The sequence below is a fragment of the Flavobacterium sp. DSR3-2 genome, assembly GCF_049896525.1.
GTDB lineage: Bacteria > Bacteroidota > Bacteroidia > Flavobacteriales > Flavobacteriaceae > Flavobacterium.
In genome coordinates this window covers 123,520-148,622 of the sequence record NZ_JAFCUM010000006.1, presented here as the reverse complement: position 1 = coordinate 148,622, position 25,103 = coordinate 123,520, and the positions used below count along the sequence as shown (strand labels likewise).

Sequence of the window (25,103 nt, the reverse complement as noted above, 5' to 3'; positions counted from 1 at the left end):
TGCAATTATCTTTGAAAAATACAATTATCATTTTTTTAAAAAGAATATGAATATTAAACACGAATCATTTTTATTACACAGTATTTTTATAGTTTTAGCAGTTAAAGTACTAAAAATAATTGTTACATATTTTAGCGCTGATTGTATTGTAAAAAACTAAGTATACAAAAAAACAACCCTCCCAACTAACTACTAATGAAAAAAATATTTTATTTAATTCTTATCTGCACTAACATTGCGACATCCTGTTCTTCAATAGCGCAAAGTATTGATACAAAATTATCTCTCACTGATAGAAATGCGACAGCAGAAACGATAATATTATACAAAAAGCTGATATTAAATGCAGAAAAAGGAATTCTTTTTGGGCATCAAGACGACCTAGCTTATGGAGTAAACTGGAAATACAAAACGGAAAGAAGTGATGTTAAAGATGTTACGGGAGATTATCCTGCAGTTTACGGATGGGATCTTGGCGGCTTGGAAAAAAAATCTACAACTAATATTGACGGTGTTCCTTTTGACAAAATGAGGCAATTTATAAAAGATGCTCACACACGAGGCGGCGTTGTAACACTAAGTTGGCATTTAGACAATCCTTTAACTGGAAATAACGCATGGGATACCACTCCAAAATCGTTAGTTTCTGCTTTACCAGGGGGAGAAAGCCATGAAAAATTCAAATCTTGGCTAGATGAAGCTGCAAAGTACATTTTAACTTTAAAAGATAGTAAGGGTAAACAAATTCCAATCTTGTACCGCCCTTACCATGAACTGACAGGAAATTGGTTTTGGTGGTGCAAGAACAACGGAAGTCCTAATGAATTCAAACTTTTATGGAGATTCACCATTGATTATTTTCAAAAAAAAGGAGTACATAATTTAATTTATGTCTATAATACTGCTGATTATAAAACTAAGGATGAATTTTTAGAATATTATCCAGGTTCTAATTATGCAGATGTCTTAAGCTTTGACAAATACCAATACACGGATCCTACCAAAGATAACTCCTTTGTTGAAAACTGTCAAAGTCAATTTAAAATAATGCATGAAGTTGCTAAAGAGCAAAATAAAATAATGGCATTTGCTGAAACTGGTTATGAAGCGATTCCTTATGATAAGTGGTGGACTAATACGCTCATGAAAGCCATAGGTGACTATAAAATTTCCTACGTATTAATATGGAGAAACCATGGATGGCAGGAAAAAGAACAAAAAATGCATTACTATGCACCCTATAAAGGACAGATTAGCGAAAAAGACTTCATAGATTTTTATAATCTTGATCGAATTTTATTCGAAAGAGAAGCCGCAAAAGAAAATCTGTATCAAAAATAATTTATTAAAACTTTACCTATAAACCCTAAAAAATGCACAATAAAATAAGTATAAAAGAAAAAGTTGGTTATGGCTTAGGAGATGCTGCTTCCTCCATGTTCTGGAAAATATTCAGTATGTATCTGATGTTTTTTTACACTGATGTTTTTGGTTTGGCACCAGCAGTTGTAGGAACTATGTTTCTGATTACTAGAATTTGGGACTCTTGTTTTGATCCGTTAGTGGGAATAATTGCTGACCGTACAAAAACGCGCTGGGGGAAATTTAGACCCTATCTTTTATGGACTGCAATTCCTTTTGCAGTAATCGGAGTCCTAACTTTTTATACACCTGATTTTGATGAAAAAGGAAAAATAATCTACGCCTACATTACCTATTCACTAATGATGATGGTTTATTCTATTATAAATGTCCCTTACGCCTCCTTACTTGGAGTACTTTCATCTGATAGAAAAGAACGAACTACTCTTTCATCGTATCGAATGGTTTTTGCTTTTGCAGGAAGTTTATTAGCGTTATGGCTCATTGAACCTTTGGTGAATTATTTTGGTGGGAATATGAATTCAGAAAAAGGTTGGTTGTATACCATTATAATTTTTGGAATTATCACTACTTTCTTTTTCTGGGGTTGCTTTTTTTTAACTAAAGAAAGAGTCCTGCCAATTTCAGATGAAAAAACGGATTTAAAAGAAGACCTTAAAGATCTTTGGAAAAACAAACCTTGGTGGATCCTTCTTGGGGCAGGAATAGGGGCTTTAATCTTCAATTCGATTCGTGATGGCGCGGCAGTTTATTATTTCAAATACTACGTCAGCAATACGGTGAGTTATAGTTTTAATCTCTTTGGAGAAACCTTTGAGATGACACCAACTTCTCTTTACTTGGTTTTAGGTCAAGCTGCAAATATTATTGGAGTAATTGCAGCAACACCAATTGCAAATAAAATTGGCAAAAAGAATACCTTTTTCGGAGCAATGTCTTTAGCTGCTATTTTGAGTGTGATTTTTTACTTTTTTGGAAAAGAGGAAGTCTTACTAATTATGATTTTTCAAATATTAATAAGCATTTGTGCGGGTTGTATCTTTCCTTTGATATGGTCAATGTATGCCGATAGTGCCGATTATTCTGAATGGAAACAAGGAAGACGCGCTACAGGGCTTGTATTTTCAGCTTCTTCGATGTCCCAAAAATTTGGATGGACCATCGGAGGTGCAGCGACAGGATGGCTACTGGCATACTATGGATTCCAAGCAAATATTGAACAAACTGCGGTTACACAAAACGGAATCCAACTCATGCTTAGTATACTTCCAGCGGTAGCCGCTGTTGTTTCAGTACTATTTATCGCGTTCTACCCACTCACAGAAAAAAAATTACAGATTATTGAACAGGAACTTAACAGCAAAAGAAATTTAACTAATTAATACTTGATCCTAGAACCTTCAACTATGAATACACAAACAGTATCTCACAATTTCCAAAAAAGAAAAATTGAAATTGAAAATGAATTTCAACAACTTATAGAGCAAAAAAACGAATCTCAGTCCTCTGTTGGGAACGGTGTATTCGTTCGTTATAAATATCCTATCCTCACAGCAAGCCATACTCCTATTGAATGGCGATATGATTTAAATGAGAATACAAACCCTTTGTTAATGGAACGAATCGGCATTAATGCTGCGTTCAACGCTGGTGCTATAAAATGGAATAATAAATATATTCTTGCCGTTAGAGTAGAAGGTGTCGACAGAAAATCTTTTATCGCAATTGCCGAAAGTTCAAACGGAGTAGATAATTTTAAATTCTGGGAGAAACCCTGTGTTTTACCACAAACTGAGGAACCAGATACTAATGTGTACGATATGCGTTTGGTCAACCATGAAGATGGTTGGATTTACGGCATTTTTTGTACTGAAAGAAAAGATCTCAAAGCCCCCGCTGGAGATACTAGTTCCGCTATTGCCAACGCAGGAATTGTTCGCACCAAAGATCTAATTAATTTTGAAAGATTACCAGATCTAATTTCAAATACAGGACAACAACGAAATGTAGTTTTACATCCTGAGTTTGTCAGTGGAAAGTATGCTTTATACACTCGTCCACAGGACGGTTTTATTGATATAGGAAACGGTGGAGGTGTAGGATTAGGTTATGTTGACGATATGACAAATCCAATTGTACAAAACGAGGCCATCATTTACGGAAAACAATATCATACTGTTTATGAACTTAAAAATGGTTTAGGACCAGCTCCTATCAAAACAGAAAAAGGTTGGTTGCATTTAGCACATGGCGTTAGAAATACTGCTGCAGGATTGCGTTATACCTTATATATGTTCATGACAGATTTAAATGATATTTCAAAAGTAATCTATAAACCAGCAGGACATTTTATGGCTCCTGAAGGAATAGAAAGAATTGGCGATGTCTCAAATGTAGTGTTTTCCAATGGTTGGATTGAAGACAACGACGGAACTGTATTTATTTATTATGCCTCTTCAGACACCAAAATGCATGTTGCCGTTTCATCTGTTGAAAAACTGATTGATTATGTCATGAACACTCCCGAAGATACCTTTACATCAGCGGGCTCTGTGAATACTATTATTAGACAAGTAGATAAAAACAAAGTAATTTCATAATCGTGTCGACACCTTTAAAAAAATTACAGTCAGAACTTACTACTGAACTCGATTCTATTCTTGAGTATTGGTCGAAGTTTACTATGGACACCAAAAACGGAGGTTTTATTGGTCAAATTGATTCTAATGAAATTATTAATATCGAAGCCGAAAAAGGCTCTGTTTTAAATGCACGAATCCTATGGACGTTTTCATCCGCTTATAAACTAACCAAAAACGAAAAACATAAAAACACAGCAAAAAGAGCTTTTGATTATATATTTTCTCATTTTTATGATACGGAATTTGGCGGAATTTTTTGGAGTCTCCATTCCAATGGAACTCCAAAAGACACCAAAAACCATATCTATGCAATAGCATTTGTTATTTATGGTATGACTGAATATTATGCGGTTTCCAAAGAGAGGAAAGCGTTGGAAGTTGCGATTGATTTGTACAAGAAGATCCAAAAGTACAGTTTTGATTCAATTAACAAAGGATATCTGGAAGCCTTTACCCAAAATTGGAAAAACATTGACGATTTACGTTTAAGTGATAAAGACGCTAATGAAAAGAAAACAATGAATACACATTTGCATATCGTGGAAGCCTATGCAAATTTATATAAAGTATGGAAAGATAAATCCTTACTTAAAATCATTATCGATTTATTACACGTAATTGATACTCACTTCATAAATGAAGTAACAGGCCATTTAAAGCTTTTTTTTGATGAAAACTGGATAGAAAAACCTGATGTAATTTCGTACGGGCATGACATTGAAGCTGCCTGGCTCCTGTTACAATGTGCCGAAATTTCACAGGATGCTACATTGATTGCGCGTTACAAAATGCACGCTATTCAACTTACTAACAGCACAAAAGAAGGGATTGATGAAGATGGCGGTTTATGGTATGAATTAGACCTACAAAGCAATCAACTAATTGCCGAAAAACACTGGTGGCCACAGGCCGAACTAATGATAGGTTTTTTTAATGCTTATCAATTAACAAGCGATACAGCCTATTTAGATACTGTATTAAAAAATTGGAATTTTGTTAAAACATACATTCTTGATACCCTAAATGGAGAATGGTATTGGGGGATTAATGCTGATTATTCAGTAATAAAAAAAGACAAAGCTGGTTTCTGGAAATGCCCGTATCACAATGGTCGTGCTTGTATAGAAATTATTAACCGCATTAAAACAATTAAAAATGAATAAATTATATCTTTTAATACCAGTACTTTGCTTTACATTCTTTATTTCAGGCTGCTCTTCAGGTCTTGATACTCCTGATACTATTGTATCGCCACCAGTCACTACACCAGTTTCTGATACAGATGCTCTAACTACCGTGAATGTAAAAACATATATGGTTGATGCTAGTGCTACAGCAGAAACGGTTGCTTTATTTTACAATCTAAAGAAACTTGCTAAAACTAAATTTGCCATTGGGCAACAAGATGCATTCAATGCTTTTTACAACAATGGTTCATCTTCACTGTCCGACATCAAAAAAACAACCGGAAATGATCCTGCACTATTAGGTTCTGATTTCATGTTTATTACCGATAAAAATAATACGGGTCAAAACGACAACTGGTTTTACCAACAAGAAAAAAAGATTACGGATGATGCCAAACAAGCTTACGCAAAAGGTATGATTAATGTTTTCTGCTGGCATTTGAGAGAGCCAATCAAAGAAGAAAGTTTCTATGCTAATGACATGAGTGCAGCCGAAAAAGCTACTGCTTTCAAAAGTATTTTGCCGGGAGGCTCAAAGCATGATTGGTATAAGTTAAAACTCGATAAAATAGCATCAGTAATTTCTAATTTAAAAGGAAGCAATGGTGAGTTAATCCCTATCATCTTTAGACCTTTTCATGAGTTTGACGGAAATTGGTTTTGGTGGGGTGCTGATTATTGCTCACCCGAGGATTACAAAACTGGTTTTCAGTTTACTGTTAATTATCTTAAAAACAGCAAAGGCCTTCACAATGTATTGTATGCATTTTCACCTGACAATACATACTTAACATCAACTAATTATTTGAGTCGCTATCCAGGCGATGCGTTTGTTGATGTTTTAGGTATGGATAATTATGGTGATTTTAACAATCAAGGACAAGCCGGTTCAGACAGAGCCAATACAAAATTGAAGATGGTCTCCGATTTAGCTAAAAGCAAGGTAAAAATTGCCGCATTGACCGAAACTGGTTACCAAGTAACAACTACAAATACTCCTATATCTGGATGGTTCTCTAATTATTTATACAATGCTCTAACTGCAAACAATGTCGAGATTAGTTTTGTAATGTTTTGGAACAATACTCGAGATGGTTATTATGTACCAACTCCTTCTGTTCCAAATGCACCTGACTTCACAAGTTTTACCAGTAAACCAAAGTCGGTATTAGTGAATATATTGCCTAAAATGTATGTTCTACCTAATTAAGACCAAAAGTCAAACTCTCACTTTTTAATTACAACAAATAACGAAGCAATAATAGCCATGAAAATCCTTTTTTGTGGTTTTACAACCAAAAAAAGATTGTAACGAATAGCAGGAAAAAGCTACTGAAATAAATTAATTATGAAGAAATTAGTATTAAAAATATTTTTTGGAATTTTTTGTTTGACCAATATTAGTTGCCAAGCGCAGAAACAACAGCCCGCAATAACTGTAAAAGGAACGCAATTTTACAAAGGTGACAAACCATATTCGTATGTTGGCACCAATTATTGGTATGGTGGTTTATTGGCATCTAAAAAAGCAGGCGACCGAAAAAGACTGCTTCGGGAACTAGATTTAATGAAGAAAAATGGTATTGACAATTTAAGAATCTTAGTGGGCGCTGATGGTGGAACCTATGATTACACGGTTAGTCCAGCCTTACAATACGAACAGGGAAAATACAATGCCGATTTGCTGGATGGTTTGGATTTCTTGATTGCCGAAATGGGAAAACGCAATATGTATGCGGTTTTATACCTCAACAATAACTGGGAATGGTCAGGCGGTATGTCGCAATATTTAGAATGGAACGGCTTCGGAAAAATTCCGAATCCAAACATTAAACCCAACTCTTGGCCTCAATTCATGGATTATGTAAAACAGTACCACAGTTGTGAGCCTTGTATGGTGGCTTTTGAAAATCATATAAAATATATTTTGGGCCGAACAAATGCCTATACAAAAAAGAAATATACTGAAGACAATGCTATTATGGCTTGGCAAATAGGCAATGAACCCCGCGTTCTTAGTATCGAAAACGAAAAAAAATTTACGGCTTGGTTGAACAAAACTGTTGATTTGATTGATAGTTTAGATTCCAATCATTTGATTTCAACAGGTTCTGAAGGTAAAGCGGGATCAAATGATGATTTGGCTACCTATGAACGCACGCATATGAATCCGAAAATTGATTATTTAACTATGCATATCTGGCCAAAAAACTGGGGTTGGTTCAACGCTGAAGACGCAAAAACTACTTTGCAAATTGCGATTGAAAAAGCTACAGCATACATAAACGAGCATGTCGAAGTAGCCAAAAAATTAGGTCGCCCCATTGTTATTGAAGAATTTGGATTACCAAGAGCCAATGAAAGCCTACTACCAAATTCCTCGGTATTGGATAGAAACGCATTTTACAATGCTTTATTTGAAAAACTAGTTTTAAGTCGCAGCAATAATGAGACGTTGCGGGGTGTTAATTTTTGGGGTTTTGGAGGCGAAGGAAAAGCTGTTAATACTTCCGGGAAATGGAATATTGGTGACCCTTTTACTACTGATCCACCGCAGGAACCACAAGGTTTGAATACTGTTTTCTCGACAGACAAATTAACATTGGAATTGGTAAAAAAATATAATTCGAAACTTAAATAGAATCATAGTCCACTATTTTAAATTCATAAGATAAAGACATAGGCTTTAATGTTGTCCTTTTTAATTTTTAGCACTTCCTGTTTTTAATGAAACTATAGATCATCGACCGCTATTGGCAAAAACACCTATTACTTTTTTTAATATATCTCGCTCTAACTAGGCATTTTTGAGTCTTTTCTCCAGTTCATGAATTTTTTCTTGTTCCGGAAATAGTTTTAAATTTACTTTTGCAGCAAAAATTCTTTCTCCAAAATCATAAGTAAAAAGAAATATTTTTCGAATTACGACTAACGGGTTATTTTTATAATCAAATCAAAATAAGAACTTATAACACAAAAAAAAACAGTAGCTAACATTGTTTTACTACTGTTTAAAAAATTATACTTTTTATTTTTTATTAATCCATTATCGCTCTTTCAGCTCTGGACAGTATATTTTGAAAAATTAGAATATTCCTAAAAATTTACGCTTGTATATTTTCTTTAAATCTTTTTCAAAAATAGTAAAGGGGTCATTATAAAATTTCAAGAAATCAGGAGCACTATTTTGCCCAGGAAATGGCGCATAATAATGTGTTGGACTTTGTGTATCATTTCTCCAAACTAACACATATGACAATTGTATGTTTTCAGACTTCAATACTTTTAGTAAAGTTTCTGTCCACCATATTGGATTTGGAATCGATTCTAATCCAGTTTCTGTTAACGCCGCCAATTTATTATTCTTAATACCGTAGTCTGAAACTATTTTAAGTTTCTTGATAGCTCTTTCAATATTATAATTCCCATCTCTTCCAAAGTCACCATAATTATCCATCCCTACCATATCCACATAATCATTACCGGGAAAACGCTCTAAAAACTCCTCTTCCGTATTAAATTTGTTATCGGGTGAAAATGCGTATATAAAATTATGAACCTTTAAAGTATCTCTTAAGTAAGAAACTGTGAACTGCCAGACGGCGATAAAATCTTCACGAGAGGTATACGGTTTTCCCCACCAAAACCATTCTCCGTCAAATTCATGATAAGGCCTAAAGATTATAGGAGCCAATTTGCCGTTACTCCCTTTTACAGAATTAGCAAAATCTGCAATAGTCTTTAAAATTTTTTTATACTCTTCGTGTTTTGAACCTCCAGGCTTGATTAATGGTATTGAAGCTAAAGATACCCCCTCTTTCCAATAAAACCCATCTTTAGAAGCTGGATTTGAAAAATGCCATGCAGCTGTAGTTACCCCACCTCTATTGTAGGTATCTACAACATTTTTTCTTAAGTCTTCTTTAGTTTTTTCGATATCTGCTTCTGATCTCCCAGATAATCCGCTAAAATCGATACCAACCATTGCAGGAAAAGATCCCGTAACCGATTTTACATCCGAGCGATTGGCATCACCACTCCAACCATGGCCATATTCAGTAGCATGTTGATGTGCAAAAAGTATGCTCCTTTTAGAGATATCCTTCAGGTTTTTGTATAAGGCTTTGGTTTCTTTAGTTGCATCTTTATCGATCTGACCGGAAACAAAATTTCCTGCCAATAAAAAGGATGCTGTACATAGAGTATTATAAAATACTTTTTTATTCATAATTAAAAATATTTATTTGAATTCTGAAAATTAAGATTATAAACCTAAATATGATGATACTTTTTTGTCAATTGATTCTCAGATAAGATCACCCCTGCGGATATTATTTTTTTATCTAGAATTTTTACCAATCATACAAGCCTATTACTCAAACTAACAAGCTGTAAGACAGTAAAAAAATACAACTTTTTTGGCTTTTATTTGTTTTATTTTTACTCAATTTATAAATGAGTGATAGGCAACCAAAGAAGCAATCACCGCCCCTAAATCGACAAAATATTTAACTCAACTCGGTACGAGGTGAAAAAAGAAAAAAAAATTTAAAAACCAATCCATTATTTTTAAAACCAACTCTAATTCAAATTTTAGTAAATTACCGAAATACACTTTTTTAAAGACTAATTTTAAACAGATACAATTGATTATACAATACCTCAAAATTCGGTATCGTTTTAAATCAATTTACCCTAAAATTAAAAAAAGGCTTTAATTCTAAAAAACGGAGCCTTAGTTTTTAATCTTAAATTTGATAAGTACGGAATAGCGTTTGTTTATTTTAAAATTTGCTCAATTTCATTCAACTCATCTAGAGTAAAATCAAGATTTTGTAAACTATCAATATTGTTGTTTAACTGCCCTACTGAACTAGCTCCAATTAGGACCGAAGTGATTCGGTTATCTTTTAACAACCAGGCCAGAGCCATTTGTGCCAAAGATTGATTTCTGTTTTTTGCAATTTCATTCAAGGCCACTATTTTGACCACTTTCTTATCAGATACTTCTTCTAATTGTAAATGACCATTAGGATTAAAAGCACGAGAATTTTCTGGAATTCCTTTTAAATATTTATCGGTAAGTAGTCCTTGTGCCAATGGTGAAAAAGCAATACAGCCTACTCCTTTATCTTCTAAAACGTCCAGTAAACCTTCCTCACAGGTACACACAAACATGGAGTATTTTTCTTGATGAATTAAACAAGGTGTCCCTAGTTGTTGCAAAATTTCAGTAGCTTGTTTCGTTTGTTCTACTGGATAATTAGAAATTCCTGCATACAACGCTTTTCCGCTTCGTACTGCATAGTCTAAGGCCATCATAGTCTCTTCTAAAGGCGTATTTGGATCATAACGATGCGAATAAAAGATATCTACATAATCGAGGTTCATTCGCTTTAAACTTTGATTTAAACTCGTTATTAAGTATTTTCTTGATCCCCATTCTCCATAAGGACCTTCCCACATTTTATACCCTGCCTTTGTAGCAATCACCAATTCATCACGCAAATTGCCTTGGAAATTATTCTTTAAAATTTTACCAAAATTAGTCTCTGCAGAACCTGGTATTGGTCCGTAATTGTTGGCTAAATCAAAATGTGTTATTCCTCTATCAAAAGCTTCTTTGACAATATTTTCTCCGTTTTCAAAATTATCTACTGAACCGAAGTTATGCCATAATCCTAAAGAAATTTTTGGCAATAATAAACCACTTTTTCCGCATCTATTGTATTCCATTGTATTAATTTAAAGATTTGATTTTCAATTTTCTAATTCGTAAAATTCGCATTCATAAGTTTATAATACAAATAAACCATACCTGTTTCTTAAGCTGTCGGGTTTAAATATTGTATTCTATAAAAATTATTTTATCTCAAAACCACTTTCTAAACCTTTGTCTGAGCTTCCTCCTACCATGATTTTAAACGTCCCCGGTTCTACAAGGTAATTCCCATCATTATCAAAGAAACCTAATTCTTTGTCTGTTAATGTTAACGTTATTGTTTTAGTTTCCCCTTTTTTCAAATCAACTAATTCAAAACCTTTCAGTTCTTTTACCGGACGAGCTAAACTTGCTACCTCATCATGAATATATAATTGAACGACCTCTTTACCATCATAATTTCCTGTATTAGTAACATCTACAGATACTTTTACCGCTTCTCCTAAAGCAATAGAAGTTTTATCTAATTTTAAATTTTTGTACTCAAAAGTCGTATAACTTAATCCAAAACCAAAAGGAAATTGTGGCGTTTTCTCAACATCTGTATAGTGAGACCAAAACACATTTCCTTCTCCATTAGTTGGTCTTCCTGTACTGTAATTGTTGTAGTAAATTGGCACTTGCCCTACATTTCTTGGGAATGACATTGGTAATTTACCACTTGGATTATAATCCCCATATAAAACTTGAGCTACCGCATTTCCTGTTTGAGTTCCTAAATGCCATGCTTCAACAATAGAAGGGATATGCGCTGCTGCCCAAGGCAATGCTAAGGGTCTTCCATTGTTTAAAACCAAAACAATATTTGGATTTACTTTATATATTTCTTCTAATAATTCTTGTTGCAAACCTGGTAAATCAAGATTTGTTCTACTACGTCCCTCCCCTGATTGAAATCCATGTTCTCCTAATACCATCACTACAACATCAGCACTAGCTGCTGCTTTTTTAGCAGCAGCAAAACCGCTTCTATCAGTAGTATTAAAAACCAATTCTTCGATAAATGCAGTTTTACCGATAGTCAAATCAGCTCCTTTTTCAAAAGTCAACTGATTCCCTTTGTATTGTTGCATTCCTTCTAATACCGAAACTGCTGTATTATCATCAGAAGCAATTCTCCAGCTTCCTAATGGACTGTTTTTATCATTTGCCAAAGCACCAATTAAAACAATTTTTTGTCCTGATTTTTTTAGCGGGAGCAAATTAGACTCATTCTTCAACAACACAATTGATTTTTTGGCCATGTCCAAAACTCCGTCATTATTGGCTTTATTTCCAATAATTACTTTTTCTCGTTTCTCGTCACAATATTTATACGGATCATCAAATAATCCCAATTCAAATTTCACTCTTAAAATTCTACGAACGGCATCATCAACTAATGATTCTTTTACTTTTCCTTCTTGAACTAATTTCGCTAATTCAGCTACATACATGGAGGATTCCATATCCATATCTGAACCTGCTGTTACGGCTTTTTGTGTTGCATCTGCACCATCTTTTGCATAACCATGAATTATCATTTCACGAACCGAAGCCCAGTCTGAAACCACAAATCCGTCAAAGTTCCATTTTCCTTTTAAAATATCTCTTTGCAAAAAAGCATTTCCTGTAGCAGGAACCCCGTTTAAGATATTAAACGAGTTCATAAAAGTACGAACACCCGCTTCCTTAGCGGCATAAAACGGAGGCAATACTTCATTATACAATCTAGAATTACTAATATCCACAGTATTATATTCCTTCCCTGCTTCGGCAAAACCATAAGCTGCAAAGTGTTTGGCACAAGCCGCAATCGTATTTACTTTTAGCAAATCAGCTCGAGTATCGCCTTGAAAACCGGTAACCCTAGCTATTGCCACTTTACTTCCTAAATACGCATCTTCACCCGCTCCTTCCATTACTCGACCCCAGCGCGCATCATGTGATACATCAACATTAGGTCCAAAAGTCCAGTTAATTCCCACTGCCGATGCTTCCGCTGCAGCCACCTGAGCCGATTTCTTAATCGCTTCCATATCCCAACTCGCTGCTTCGGCAAGCGGAATTGGACTCAATGTTTTATAGCCGTGAATTACGTCAAACCCTATAATTAAAGGAATCCCTAAACGGGTTTCTTCAACAGCAATTTTTTGTACCGCTTTTACTTCCTTCACTCCACGAACAGATAACATAGATCCAACTAATCCAGCACGTAAGTTTTTGTATTTTAATTCGGCATTGCCTCCTGTGGGAGCCGGTCCGGTCACTTCCCAAAAACCGTTGTATTGATTCATTTGCCCCACTTTTTCCTCCAGGGTCATTTGTTTCATCAACAAATCGATACGTTCTTCAGTAGTTTTTGTTTTATCTAAATAAGATTTATTCTGTGCATTCATAGTTCCAATGGTAATCAGGGTAAAAATCCCTGTTGTAATTATTTTTTTTGTGTTCATAATTTATTTTAGTTTGGTTTGGTTTTTTTATTGGCGTGACCCTTCGTAAAAACTTCAGATCGGGCTATACGGCTTTATATCTTCACTCCGTTACGAGGATATCGCCTACAAATATATTCACTGAACTCCTCTTCAACAATAAAATATAGTGAAGTAATCCCTCACGCCGTCATAGTTTCCTATTACTATTCTGTTATAAAAGACGAAGCAGGTAGATTAGCTTTATTAAACAACTCTGATTGTGCAGTGTTTGTCCATGCAAAACGAACTTTCAATGGCTTTGGAACTTTTTTAGAGTTCAATAAAACAGTATTGTTTTTTATACTTGCATCTGCTACATAAAAAACATTATCAGCACCTGCAATTTCAAATTGATTTGATTTTTTATTTAAAAAATGCAATCCCTCAGCATAATCAAAAGCAACAAGTACTTTATTCTTTTCTATTTTAATGCCACTATAGAGTGGTCCATTAACTACGTATGAATTGGTTTTGTATGTTTTCACTAAAGCCAAATTAGCCAATCGAGTTCCTACTGTTTTCTTATCTTTAGGATGTATGTCATCAATTGGTGAAATATCACTAGTCAATACCATTCCGGTGTAAAGAATTTCTTGCAACACTTTACGCTGTGCATTTCTAATTTCGACTCCGCCAAAATGATCATCACCATATTGATAAGGAGCAATTTGTACATAATAAAAAGGAAACTCGTAATTCCATAATTTTCTCCAAGAAGCAATTAAAGCCGAAAATGTTTTATCGTAAACTGCAGATCCAACATTTGATTCCCCTTGATACCAAATCACACCTGCAATTTTATACCCTATTAACGGATAAATCATTGCATTAAAAGCACGTCCCGGCTGATTAGGTCCATATACTTCTTCTTTTCTTGTTTTGGCACTTTCTAGTAAAACTGCGTCATTTTGAATTACTTCTTCTGGAGTCCAAATCTCAGCTGGCGTTCCTCCCCAATTGGATGATATCAACCCAATTGGTACATTTTTTAATTCTTCTTGTAATCGCTTTGCAAAAAAGTAACCAGTAGCACTAAAATTTCTCATGGTTTCCGTAGTACTTTCGGTCCAACTTCCTGGCACATTATTTTGTGGTGATGTAGCTGTTAATTTTGGAACCGTAAAAAATCGGATGTTGGGATTGTTTGCCGTTTTAGCTTCTTCTTCCCCATTTTTAATTCCCCAACCTACGGACATTTCCATATTGGATTGTCCTGAACAAAACCATACTTCACCAATTAGGATGTTTTTTAATATGATTTCGTTATACCCTTTTACAATGACAGTGTAAGGCCCTCCCTCTTTTGGAGTTGGAATTTTAATTTCCCATTTGGCTTGATTGTTGGCTTTAATTTTATACACTTGATGATTCCAACTTGGCGTGACCACCAACTCTTCCTGTGGATTTGCCCAACCCCAAATAGAAACTTCGGTATTGCGCTGTAACACCATATTATCTGAAATTACATTAGGTAACGTAACATTAGCGAAAGTAGTATTACAAAAAATTAAAAAGAGAATAACGGCAATTTTGTTATGTTTCATCGAGTAATTTTTTAAACAAAGGTGTTAATTGGTCTGCTAGTATTTTGTCATCAGCTATTTCAGGGTGATATCCGCAACCTTTAGGATTCATAGCTTGGAATTCGAATAAGGTAATTTTTTTATGTGCTTTGTCATTTTCAAAAGCCTGAATTATCTTTTTCAAACAATACATTAAAATTAAATTATTCTCGCCTGCAACCATCGGACTATTCAATAACACAATTCTAGTATTTGGCGAATGTTGATAAACTGTTTTGATAAAACTAATATAATTGGAAATGAATTTTTCTTCGCTAAATGGCAGTCGTTCTTTTTTCCCGTCTCCTTGCGAAAGATCATTCGTACCTAAACAGATACTCACCAGATCCGGCTGGAAAGTAAAATCGTACGGTTTTTTAGTAACTGTAGTATTCAAATAAAGATTTCCATATACTTCCGGCATAATGGATTCGTCTGTATGCTCATCGTTCCAATTGCGGTACATTCCAATTCCAGAAACGGAACTCAACATAAAATCTACGTTTAAAGCTCGTGAAGCTACCGGACCATACGCCAAAAATGCGTTGTGCTGATCGAACCACTCTCCGGCTCCACAAGGAATTGATGCCAAGTCGTTACCCATTCCGCATGTGATGGAATCACCTATGAACTCTATTTTCTTTTTGTTTACAGGATTGATCTTTGTTATTTTAGCGCTAGTTCCATTAAATAAAACCCCGCCATTTGCAGCCTCTGTAGCTTTATAAATCGTCAGACTATGTAATTTTCTATTTTTAGAAATTATAATAGGAAAGGATTGTAAAGCTCCTTTTTCAATTCTAATTCTTCCGATGTAAATTCCGTCCAATTCTAATGAAACATAATTTTGATGTTCTTCAATGCTCTGCAATGAAATAGAACACTGATTTCCTTTGAATTTAAATGAAACTGATGAACCAGAACCAATCAAAATAACTTTATTATCGGTTAGCTTTTCAACTCTCCCAGAATAAATAAAAGTATGATTTATATCTAATATTTGGGTCGAACATGATAAACTTAAGCAAATAAATAAAAATAACAGGAGTTTTTTTAATTGCATTTAAATAAAATTAAATTAGAATTATATAAAAATAGGTTTTAAATAAATTTAGAATTGATATTATAATAACAATTTACAATCAAAAAATTGCTACAGTAATACGTGAAATTAAACAATAGACCAAGAAAAAGATTTAATTTTGAAACACCTAGTTATATGTTTAATCAAAAAGTTTCATTTGTAACTTGAATCTAGCTAGCCAAAAAAGCAATATCCGATTTTAACCAAGATAATAGAATTTCAAACAAAAAACCTATCTTAGATCTTTGAGATTTCTGTCTGGAAAATGGGTACAGCATACTAGCTCCCATAAAAAAAGCGCAAAGTTTATTACCTTGCGCATTTTCCAGTAAAATATATTTTTTGGAAAGTACACCTGTGCAAAGCGCGGGTTAAAATCTCCATCAAATGTAATTGTAAAAGTTAATTCCTTTAATTAAGGACGAATTAAAAATCGTACTGTTGTTTTATCATTAGCTTGATTATAAATATCAACTATTACATAGGTGTTAGTAGTAACACCTGTTATTAAATACGCAAAATTGTAGTCAGTTTTATTTTTCGCTGTCGTATCATCAGTTAAAAAGGGAATATTTGATCCCTCTTTTGTAATTATAACCTTAGAAAGCGCAATCTCAGATTGGATTCGGCCGCTCACTGTATATTCGCCTTGTGAATTAGCTTTGCCCTCGGTTTGATTAAAAGTTATTGTTGGAACTGCAGCATCATCCTTTGAGCATGAATTCAAAAATAATCCGCTCGCTAAAACGAATATTGCAGTAATAAAAAAATATTTCATTCTCATAATTATATGTATTTAAATTATTGTAAATTAAGTGTTTAAAAAAAAATGTTTTCTTAAAATATGTGTCAGTGTTATTAAGACAGTTGTACAAAACTAAAATATTTTGGAAATATACAAACGAATTTACATCTAATTGCCTCGGACTCGCCCATAAGAAAGATTATGAAATTGGCAAAAGTAAATATTATAAAGTCTTAATAAACACTCTAGTGACTGTTTTAAACATTATCTTAACGAATCGAGAACTTCTTTGCAGAATTAATGATGCTAAAAGAGGTAACTGTACAGTAGCTTGTTTAGAAGACTTATGAAACACTAACCAAAATAAGTAAAAAAAGACTACTGTTTAAAGGTAGCCTCTTTTTTAATTCATTCATTTTAATTTAATTAGTCCTTGTCATCTAAGTCTGTTTCATTTTCAAGCAAGTTTTTTATTTGCTCTCCAATATCATGATGTCCATCATCGTTATCAGTACTAATTTCAATTACTCCATCCCCATCTGTATCTATCAATAAATTTTGATTGGCTAAAGTAACAAGTCTTGCCATTATGGCATCAAGATGTATTTTTATGTTAAGTGACATATCGTTACCATTAACTATAAAATCTTTAGTTTGATCTTTAAAGTCCATTTCAAGTTCAGCATCTTTTCCACTATAGATAACAAAGTTTTTACCGTTTATTGTCCCTTTAATTAGAAAAGTTTTACCTAACATTTCGCCCGGCACAATACTTTTTTCAAATTTAAATTCAATTTCCTCGTACTTGGCATTCGGAATATTAACTGAAGTTATAAACTGGGTCAAAGTTTTGTTAGGATCTAAAATATCTATTAAAAAAGGACCTACCAGTTTTACATCATCATCATAAAAAGGATCTACAAGATTATAATTATCATCTTCTTCATCTAATTCAAATTTTATCTTTCCAATGTTTATTCTAAACTCCGTGAACACAACTGTTGATGCAGCAATACGTGCAGTTGTAGAAGTTTTACCTGTTGCAGAAACGGATGAAGCTTTTAAAGTAACATTACCGCTTGTAGCTGGATCATTTGTGCAAGAACTCATCATGATAACAAGTAATGCTAAAATTGATGTTTTTTTCATTTTTTTCATTTTTTTAAAAGTTTAGTAATATATAATAAGGGGTTAATAATTAATGGTTTGAAATACAATTTTATTAATTGTACTTATAAAAAAGTTCTTTAAAATTTACTGTAAGTATTATATTCCGTCTTAATTAATTCTTCGTGAAATAAAGATAATCAGTTGCTCCATCGCTGGCATCTTTATTTTTCAGTCTAACATTTGTGCTTGTAAATTCTGTAATTTTCCAATCGTCCTCCAAGTCATCTAATTTACTGTCATCAAATTTTAACAGAAATATATTTTGACCACTATTTACAAAAGTGGACCAATTACCGGCGATAGTATTTTTTTCCTTTACAACCATAATAGTTCCATTAGAATTGAAAGTAAAATTATATCCCTTGAAATTTAAAGTCTCATCACTATCATCAAAATAGTAAGATACATTCCAAGTTCCATTTGTCACAATCAAAACAAAATTCTGATTCCCTACAGAGCCTGAATTGGTGTTACAATCTTTAATTCCCTCTTCGATACTATTTTCAAAATTAGAGTTGTTTGTAATTACAACATTTTGACCTTTAGAATTTATAATCGAAATTGGATAATTGATGGATATAAACACATTACTTACTAAATCTTTTAAAAAGTTATATAAATCCTTATCGTTTTGGATAGTAATGCTGTTTGCTATTTGATTATCTGCATTATAAATGTTAATCTTTATAGGATAATTTATCTGCAGGCAGTCAATCTCATCAAACCCGTCATCATCATCACATTTATCAATAATATCCTCTAATTGATCCGGATTTGCAATCAGTTCTGTTTTGTAATTTTGAAACTGGATTTTTATTGGATATACAAAATTTACTACATCATCATCATTTGAAAAAGCATCTAAAGCGTTTTGAACTACTTTATAATCATTTTGGCTAGATACTGTAATTTGCTTATTATTTACAATAACACTAACTGGCAACTGAACATTATAACAACTTGATTTGTCCAAAATATTATCCTTAGATGTAGCATTTTGTGATACCCTGGATATCAAACTCGCAAGAGGAGACTTAGCTGACAAGTTTTGTTTAATGTCTTGAATAACCAATTTTTCCTCATCTTGACACGAAATCAATATTACTACAGCAACGCACATCATTAAATATTTAATTGTTTTCATATGTAGCTACTATTTAATATCTTGACAATTGAAATGATATTTTTTATATTGTTTTCCGTGACATTAAACTCTGTTTTAAACGTGCGTTTCAATCTTTGCAAACCGATTTCATTTCACATATTTCCCATTAAAATAACAACCATTCTATAGTAAAACAGTTCACATTTATATTACCCTACCAAAAATTAAAAATAAATATATCTTTGTAACACAAAAATTTACGAATTAAATGACCATACATTCATTATCAAGTACTTGTGATAAAATTATTTTTTCAATATTTTTTAAAAGTCATGCGAAAGCGCTTCGCAATTTTCTTTTTTACAAATACGGAAATAAAGACCAAGCCGATGATATAACCCAAGAAGCTTTCATTAAACTCTGGCAAAACTGTGCTGCAGTCCCAATTGAAAAAGCTAAATCTTATATTTACACCATTGCTAATAATAGCTCTCTTAACGAAATTGCACATCAAAAAGTAGTTTTGCAATATGAAAAAAATTTTGTCGGTCATGAGAATACAAATGAAACTCCAGAATTTATACTCGAAGAAAAGCAATTTAAAAGTAAACTCTTGAAATCTATTGAGAATTTGAAAGAAACACAGCGAGTTGCTTTTTTGATGCATCGAATAGACGGCAAGAAATATAGTGAAATAGCAGCTGAGTTAAATATAAGTGTAAAAGCAGTTGAAAAGCGCATACACTTGGCTTTATTAGAATTACGCAAAGAAATTGATACAATAAAGTAGGGTAAATTTGTTTTTACTTGTTTAAATATAATACGATTAATGCAATGGAAAAGAACCACATTTTGGCAAAATGGCTAAACAACGAATTAACAGAAGATCAATTAGCTGAATTCAAAGCTAATCCTGACAACGAAAAATACGAGCAAATTAAAAACTATACTGCACATTTAGAAGTACCTCCTTTCAATGAAGAGAAAGTTTTAGAGCATGTTATTAATCACAAAAAAACAACACCTAAAATTATTCCTTCATACAAAAAATGGTTATTCAAAGTGGCTGCCGTCTTTGTTATTGGATTAGGAATTTTATTTTTGATGCAGAATTTTTCGTTGCAAACACAATATGCTTTCAATGGTAAAAAAACCACTTTCTTATTACCGGATAATTCTAAAGTAGTGTTGAATGCCGGTTCTGAAATTAAATATAAAAAATGGAATTGGGACAATAATAGAAACCTTGAGTTGAAGGGCGAAGCCTATTTTAAAGTAGCAAAAGGTAAAAAATTTGAGGTTACAACTGTTCTTGGAAAAGTTGCTGTTCTTGGAACCCAATTTAATGTAAAAGTACGAAAAAATCGTTTTGATGTAACTTGTTTTGAAGGAAGGGTACTTGTAAAGTACCAAGAAAAAGAATTGATTTTAACTCCGGGACAAAGTGTTTATTTTGAAGATGGAAAACAAATAAACACAACCATTGCTACAGCTCAACCAGAATGGATGGAAAACACAATTGCTTTTAATAAAGAAAATTTACGCAACATCCTAGATGAAATTCAAAGACAATACAATGTTTCTATTGAAGTAAAAACAAAATATTCGAGTGAATTATTTACTGGAAAAATCCCAATTAACAATCTTGATGTTGCCCTTCAAATTATTGCCACAACCTATCATTTAGAAGCCAAAAAAATTACTGCAAACAAAATAATTTTTGAAGGAAAATAAATTTTTTAAATGAAATACACTTCTGTTTTATTCTTTTGCCTTGTTTTTGTCTTGAGTATGACGGCTCAAAACAGAAGTAAAGCAATTGCATTAAAAGATATTCTGCAGTCTATTGAAAAACAACATCTTATTTATTTTAATTATATTGACAATGAAATAGTTACTCTTAAAATTGTACCTCCAAAAAAATCGTTGCCTTTGAACAAGAATATCAGTTATCTTGAAAAAAAAACGAACCTCTTCTTTAAAAATATCGATAATAAATTCATTACTATCTTTAGTGATAATAGGGTTGACACAAAGAATATTTGTGGATATGTATATTCTAAAGAAGATAATTCTCCACTGGAAAATGTGAATATTAAGTTTGAAGATGGTTCCAGTACTTCAACCAATAAAAAAGGATATTTTGAACTAAAAAAAGAAAAGTCAACTGATTTATTAATTAGTAACATTGGGTATACCACTGAAAAAATTTCTGTCTCTGCTTTACAAAATAAAAATTGTTTAAAGATTTTTATTGAAGTGGAAGTTTCTGAATTAAATAATATAATTGCGAATCAACTTTTAACATCTGGAATCTCAAAAAAAATTAATGGAACATTTGAAATTAAACCTAAAAAACTTGGAATATTACCTGGCTTAATTGAACCCGATGTTTTACAAACCATGTTGCAAATTCCCGGTATTTATAGTGCTGATGAAAGTATTTCAAGTATTAATGTAAGAGGAGGTACGCATGATCAAAATTTGTTTTTATGGAATGGAATAAAAATGTATCAGACGGGACATTTTTTTGGATTAATTTCGGCTTTCAACCCTAATTTAGCCCATACCATTTCTATAATTAAAAATGGGACTTCTGCTTTTTTTGGAGAAGGCGTCTCAAGCGTTGTGGATATTTCCTCAAACTCCAATGCATTTAAAAAAAACAGTTTTAGTGCAGGAATAAACATGATAAATGCCGATGTATATTCAAAGTTCAAAATCTCCGAAAACAGTTTTGTAGAAATTTCAGGAAGAAAATCCATAACCGATTTTGTAAAAACACCGACTTACAAAGAATATTATAATAAAGCCTTTCAAAATACAAGTATTACTAATTTTTCCAATAATCAAAATATAGATTATTTAGGTGACGAAAAATTTAATTTTTACGATATTACGGCTAAATATTCTCAACAAATCGGACAAAAAAACCATTTTGTTTTCGATTTTATTACAATTAACGATCAACTTAAAATTTTTCAAACAACCAACGCCAGTTCTCAAATTCAGTCTGAAAATAATATTTTATACCAAAAAAATTACGGAAGTAATCTTTCATGGATACGAAACTGGAATACTAAAAATAGCACTCATTTGAATGTTTACACATCGTCTTATGTACTCAATGCCGAAAAAAACAAAATACAAGACAATCAAATTGTAAAACAAAAAAATGAAGTGCTAGACAATGGCTTTAAGCTTGAAAATAGTCATACAATCAATTCGAAATTTACTCTTAAAAATGGATATCAATTTAACGAAATTGGCACCATAAATTCAGATGAAGTAAATAGTCCTATATTTTACAGAAGAATTAAAGAAGTTTTACGAATTCATGCACTTATAGCTGAAGCAAAATATAATGATACTTTATCCAAAATATATTTTAATGCAGGATTGCGATTAAACTACATTGAACAATTCAAAAAAAGCCTTTTAGAACCACGATTACAGTTTAATTATGCCATTACAAAATATTTTAATTTAGAAGTATTAGGAGAATTTAAAAGTCAAAATTCTTATCAGATTATTGATTTGCAAAACGATTATTTTGGTATTGAAAAAAGAAGGTGGATATTGGCAAACAACAAAACGATACCTATTCAAAGAAGTAAGCAAGCATCAATTAGTTTGTTTTACAACAAAAATAATTGGTTATTTACTTTAGATAATTTTTATAAAAAAGTAACCGGAATTAATAGTTCGAGTCAAGAATTTCAAAACCAATTAGAATTTGTAAAAACGAATGGCGATTATGAAGTTTTAGGAATGGAAATGCTGGTTCAAAAAAAGATAAATCATTTTATTACCTGGTTTAGTTACACTTACAATACTAATAATTATCACTTTCCAAATTTAGAACAACCTGTATTTCCAAATAACTTTAAATTAGACCATATTATTTCCTGGGCTGGAATCTATGAAAGAAAAAATCTAAAAATAGCATTGGGTTCAAAGTGGTATTCTGGAAAACCAGAGACCACTCCTATAAGTTCGACAATAAATTACAGTAATTTCTCTAATCCAAAGATTGATTACAATACTCCAAACAATAAAATACTAGATCACTTTTTTCAAGTTAATTTTTCAACAACATACAAATGGGAAAGCTTAAATCAAATTCAATATAAATTGGGGTTCTCTCTGTTGAATGTATTGAATCGAAAAAATGAAATCAACGAATATTATAAAATAAATACGGTCACAAATTCTATAGAAGATGTAAAAACTTTTTCACTTCGACGCACTCCAAATTTAAGTTTTAGAATAGCTTATTAAACGAATTCCATATCATTGAATAAATTAACCAGTGTTACTCAATTGTAACAATTTTTTAAAAAACCATGTATCTGCTTACTCCCCTATTTAGTTTAGTAAGAACTGTAAAAAATTGCATTGTTGCAGCAGCGTCACTTGCCTAGTTTGTAAAAAAACACCAAAAAATCAGATTTAAAAATAAGTTAAAAAACAAATTTAAGGGTAATGTAGTAAGTTCTTGCGTCGGAATGTATTATTCTTGATCGCAGATAACCTGTTGGTCTGCTGTTGAAATAACTTTTATTTGTAAAATTGGGGATTTCGAATAGCAGTTTCCATTTTTATTAGAATCAAAGATTAGCAACATAATAGTGTACATGCTTACTTAGTAATCACAGATAACTAAGAAATAACCTCAATTTTAACCTATAAAAAAAGTGTGCAAAATTTATGATAAAGCCTTTATAGAAAAAGCTTTATAATTAAATTATGAAAACATAATGAATCAGAGTTTGGAAGAGATTTAGGAAAAACAGTGCCATAGTTGTGTAAATGGCGCTAAAAGTTCGAGGAGTTTAAAGAAGGAAGGTTTCCTAAAAAATGGAATTTTAAATAAGTTTTCAGCAATAAAAAATCCATGAACTGGAGAAAAAATTCCAAGAATCTGATTCAGAGCGTGATATACGTAAAAACTAATCAGCATTTTTCCAAAGAGCGGTCAATGATTAAAAGTTTAACTGAAAACAACGAACAAGTATTTCCGATTGAAAAATAGTTAGGCATTTTCCCTTTTAGCAAATCATATTAATCAGCAAGCAGTAACGCAAAAAAAGAAATTTGGAAAGTGAGAAATAGAGAGGTAAAAAAACTAAACCCTCGAATTTGACCTGACAATTAAAATGTGGAAAGTGGCAAAGTAAATTTTACGCATAAAAATAGAGATCCTACAAATGTATTGTAATTATTGAACATAAAACAATGACAAATTAAGATTAACACTCTGATAAACAACAAGCTACTTTTTTTCTATTTTTTTCTAACAATCAACAAAAACAAAAAATAAAAATAATTATATTGCTAAAGAGACACTTTTTTATAACTAAATTTACTGGTAATAATAGGACCATTATAGTGTAAAAGACAACCCTGATAAAATTGACACAGAGGAAAAACATAAAATATCAAAAACAAAAAATCAATTTTCGGCGGGCTTTCTGTCAATTTGACAAGTTCTCGCTTAAAAGTTGAAATAATTAATCTGCAACTTCAATCTGTTAAAATAAATACTATGAAGAGCGATGATAAATTTTTAAGAATAATTATAGCCACTAATAAAAATATAATTCGTGTTTTAATTAGCATTATGACTTTAATTTTAATTTTGGGAACAGTACATCTTATCTATTTAGAATTAAAAAAAATCATCGCCCCTCCTTATCTATTGATTGAAGTTTCCACCTTATTCGAAGTATTTAATTTAATATTGATCATAGCAATAGGATATGAGCTTATAAAAGCATTGCTATTAATTATTTCGTCCAATACAATTCCCACTATTCAAATTATAGAAATCTCAATTATTGCTATTTCAACTAAAATAATCACACTGGATATACAACAAACAAATAGTAATATTATTACGAGTTTAGCTTTAATGATTGCTGCACTCGGTCTTGCTTATTTTTTGTTAAAATATTGTAAGAAACCACAAAACAAGCCCTGAACAAAGCCAGTAGCGCGCTGTTTTTTAATTATTTAATTGTACTTAAAAATATAACAACTATAAA

The 25,103-nt window shown here is 32.2% G+C and carries 18 protein-coding genes; 10 read left to right on the top strand and 8 right to left on the bottom strand.

The window, feature by feature from the left end; all coding sequences use genetic code 11:
* Positions 1–195: 195 nt before the first annotated feature.
* The 6 genes from ACP7AV_RS09555 to ACP7AV_RS09530 all read left to right on the top strand — a co-directional run bounded on the left by ACP7AV_RS09555 (position 196) and on the right by ACP7AV_RS09530 (position 7,853).
* The gene (locus ACP7AV_RS09555) at positions 196–1,341 is read left to right on the top strand and encodes a glycoside hydrolase family 26 protein (protein WP_426091760.1); all 1,146 of its coding nucleotides are present in this window, start codon (positions 196–198) and stop codon (positions 1,339–1,341) included.
* Between the two features lie 32 nt (positions 1,342–1,373).
* Positions 1,374–2,765 (top strand): MFS transporter, encoded by a 1,392-nt coding sequence (locus tag ACP7AV_RS09550; RefSeq protein WP_426091759.1) that lies wholly within the window; start codon positions 1,374–1,376, stop codon positions 2,763–2,765.
* Positions 2,766–2,789: 24 nt separating this feature from the next.
* Positions 2,790–3,983: a glycoside hydrolase family 130 protein gene (locus tag ACP7AV_RS09545; RefSeq protein ID WP_426091758.1), complete on the top strand. Its 1,194-nt coding sequence runs from the start codon at positions 2,790–2,792 to the stop codon at positions 3,981–3,983.
* Positions 3,984–4,066: 83 nt separating this feature from the next.
* Entirely contained in the window at positions 4,067–5,188 is a 1,122-nt protein-coding gene (locus ACP7AV_RS09540; protein WP_426091757.1) for an AGE family epimerase/isomerase, read from the top strand.
* Complete coding sequence (locus tag ACP7AV_RS09535; RefSeq protein WP_426091756.1) at positions 5,181–6,422, top strand: glycoside hydrolase family 26 protein; 1,242 nt, start codon at positions 5,181–5,183, stop codon at positions 6,420–6,422. The genes ACP7AV_RS09540 and ACP7AV_RS09535 overlap by 8 nt, the downstream gene beginning before the upstream one ends.
* Positions 6,423–6,560: 138 nt before the next feature.
* Entirely contained in the window at positions 6,561–7,853 is a 1,293-nt protein-coding gene (locus ACP7AV_RS09530; RefSeq protein ID WP_426091755.1) for a glycoside hydrolase 5 family protein, read from the top strand.
* A 444-nt stretch (positions 7,854–8,297) separates the two neighbouring features.
* On the opposite strand, the gene ACP7AV_RS09525 is transcribed toward ACP7AV_RS09530, so the two are convergent.
* The 8 genes from ACP7AV_RS09525 to ACP7AV_RS09490 all read right to left on the bottom strand — a co-directional run bounded on the left by ACP7AV_RS09525 (position 8,298) and on the right by ACP7AV_RS09490 (position 19,095).
* A complete protein-coding gene (locus ACP7AV_RS09525; protein ID WP_426091754.1) occupies positions 8,298–9,440 on the bottom strand; it encodes a glycoside hydrolase family 26 protein in 1,143 nt (380 codons plus the stop codon).
* Positions 9,441–9,991: 551 nt separating this feature from the next.
* Positions 9,992–10,948 (bottom strand): aldo/keto reductase, encoded by a 957-nt coding sequence (locus ACP7AV_RS09520; protein ID WP_426091753.1) that lies wholly within the window; start codon positions 10,946–10,948, stop codon positions 9,992–9,994.
* Positions 10,949–11,074: 126 nt separating this feature from the next.
* Complete coding sequence (gene bglX, locus ACP7AV_RS09515; protein WP_426091752.1) at positions 11,075–13,369, bottom strand: beta-glucosidase BglX; 2,295 nt, start codon at positions 13,367–13,369, stop codon at positions 11,075–11,077.
* Positions 13,370–13,554: 185 nt separating this feature from the next.
* Positions 13,555–14,934: a sialate O-acetylesterase gene (locus ACP7AV_RS09510; RefSeq protein WP_426091751.1), complete on the bottom strand. Its 1,380-nt coding sequence runs from the start codon at positions 14,932–14,934 to the stop codon at positions 13,555–13,557.
* Positions 14,924–16,015, bottom strand: a complete 1,092-nt coding sequence (locus ACP7AV_RS09505; protein WP_426091750.1) for a GDSL-type esterase/lipase family protein — start codon at positions 16,013–16,015, stop codon at positions 14,924–14,926. The genes ACP7AV_RS09510 and ACP7AV_RS09505 overlap by 11 nt, the downstream gene beginning before the upstream one ends.
* 436 nt (positions 16,016–16,451) lie before the next feature.
* Positions 16,452–16,820 carry a hypothetical protein gene (locus ACP7AV_RS09500; RefSeq protein WP_426091749.1) on the bottom strand — a complete coding sequence of 123 codons (369 nt, stop codon included), beginning with the start codon at positions 16,818–16,820 and terminating at the stop codon, positions 16,452–16,454.
* Positions 16,821–17,207: 387 nt separating this feature from the next.
* Complete coding sequence (locus ACP7AV_RS09495; protein ID WP_426091748.1) at positions 17,208–17,930, bottom strand: hypothetical protein; 723 nt, start codon at positions 17,928–17,930, stop codon at positions 17,208–17,210.
* A gap of 133 nt (positions 17,931–18,063) precedes the next feature.
* Complete coding sequence (locus ACP7AV_RS09490; RefSeq protein ID WP_426091747.1) at positions 18,064–19,095, bottom strand: hypothetical protein; 1,032 nt, start codon at positions 19,093–19,095, stop codon at positions 18,064–18,066.
* A 229-nt stretch (positions 19,096–19,324) separates the two neighbouring features.
* On the opposite strand from ACP7AV_RS09490, the gene ACP7AV_RS09485 reads away from it, so the two are divergent.
* The 4 genes from ACP7AV_RS09485 to ACP7AV_RS09470 all read left to right on the top strand — a co-directional run bounded on the left by ACP7AV_RS09485 (position 19,325) and on the right by ACP7AV_RS09470 (position 25,039).
* Positions 19,325–19,846 carry an RNA polymerase sigma factor gene (locus tag ACP7AV_RS09485; protein WP_426091746.1) on the top strand — a complete coding sequence of 174 codons (522 nt, stop codon included), beginning with the start codon at positions 19,325–19,327 and terminating at the stop codon, positions 19,844–19,846.
* 44 nt (positions 19,847–19,890) lie between these two features.
* Complete coding sequence (locus ACP7AV_RS09480) at positions 19,891–20,790, top strand: FecR family protein (RefSeq protein ID WP_426063195.1); 900 nt, start codon at positions 19,891–19,893, stop codon at positions 20,788–20,790.
* A gap of 9 nt (positions 20,791–20,799) precedes the next feature.
* Positions 20,800–23,337: a TonB-dependent receptor gene (locus ACP7AV_RS09475; protein ID WP_426091745.1), complete on the top strand. Its 2,538-nt coding sequence runs from the start codon at positions 20,800–20,802 to the stop codon at positions 23,335–23,337.
* A gap of 1,267 nt (positions 23,338–24,604) precedes the next feature.
* Positions 24,605–25,039, top strand: coding sequence for a phosphate-starvation-inducible PsiE family protein (locus tag ACP7AV_RS09470; protein ID WP_426091744.1), 435 nt, complete (start codon positions 24,605–24,607; stop codon positions 25,037–25,039).
* Positions 25,040–25,103: the final 64 nt, after the last annotated feature.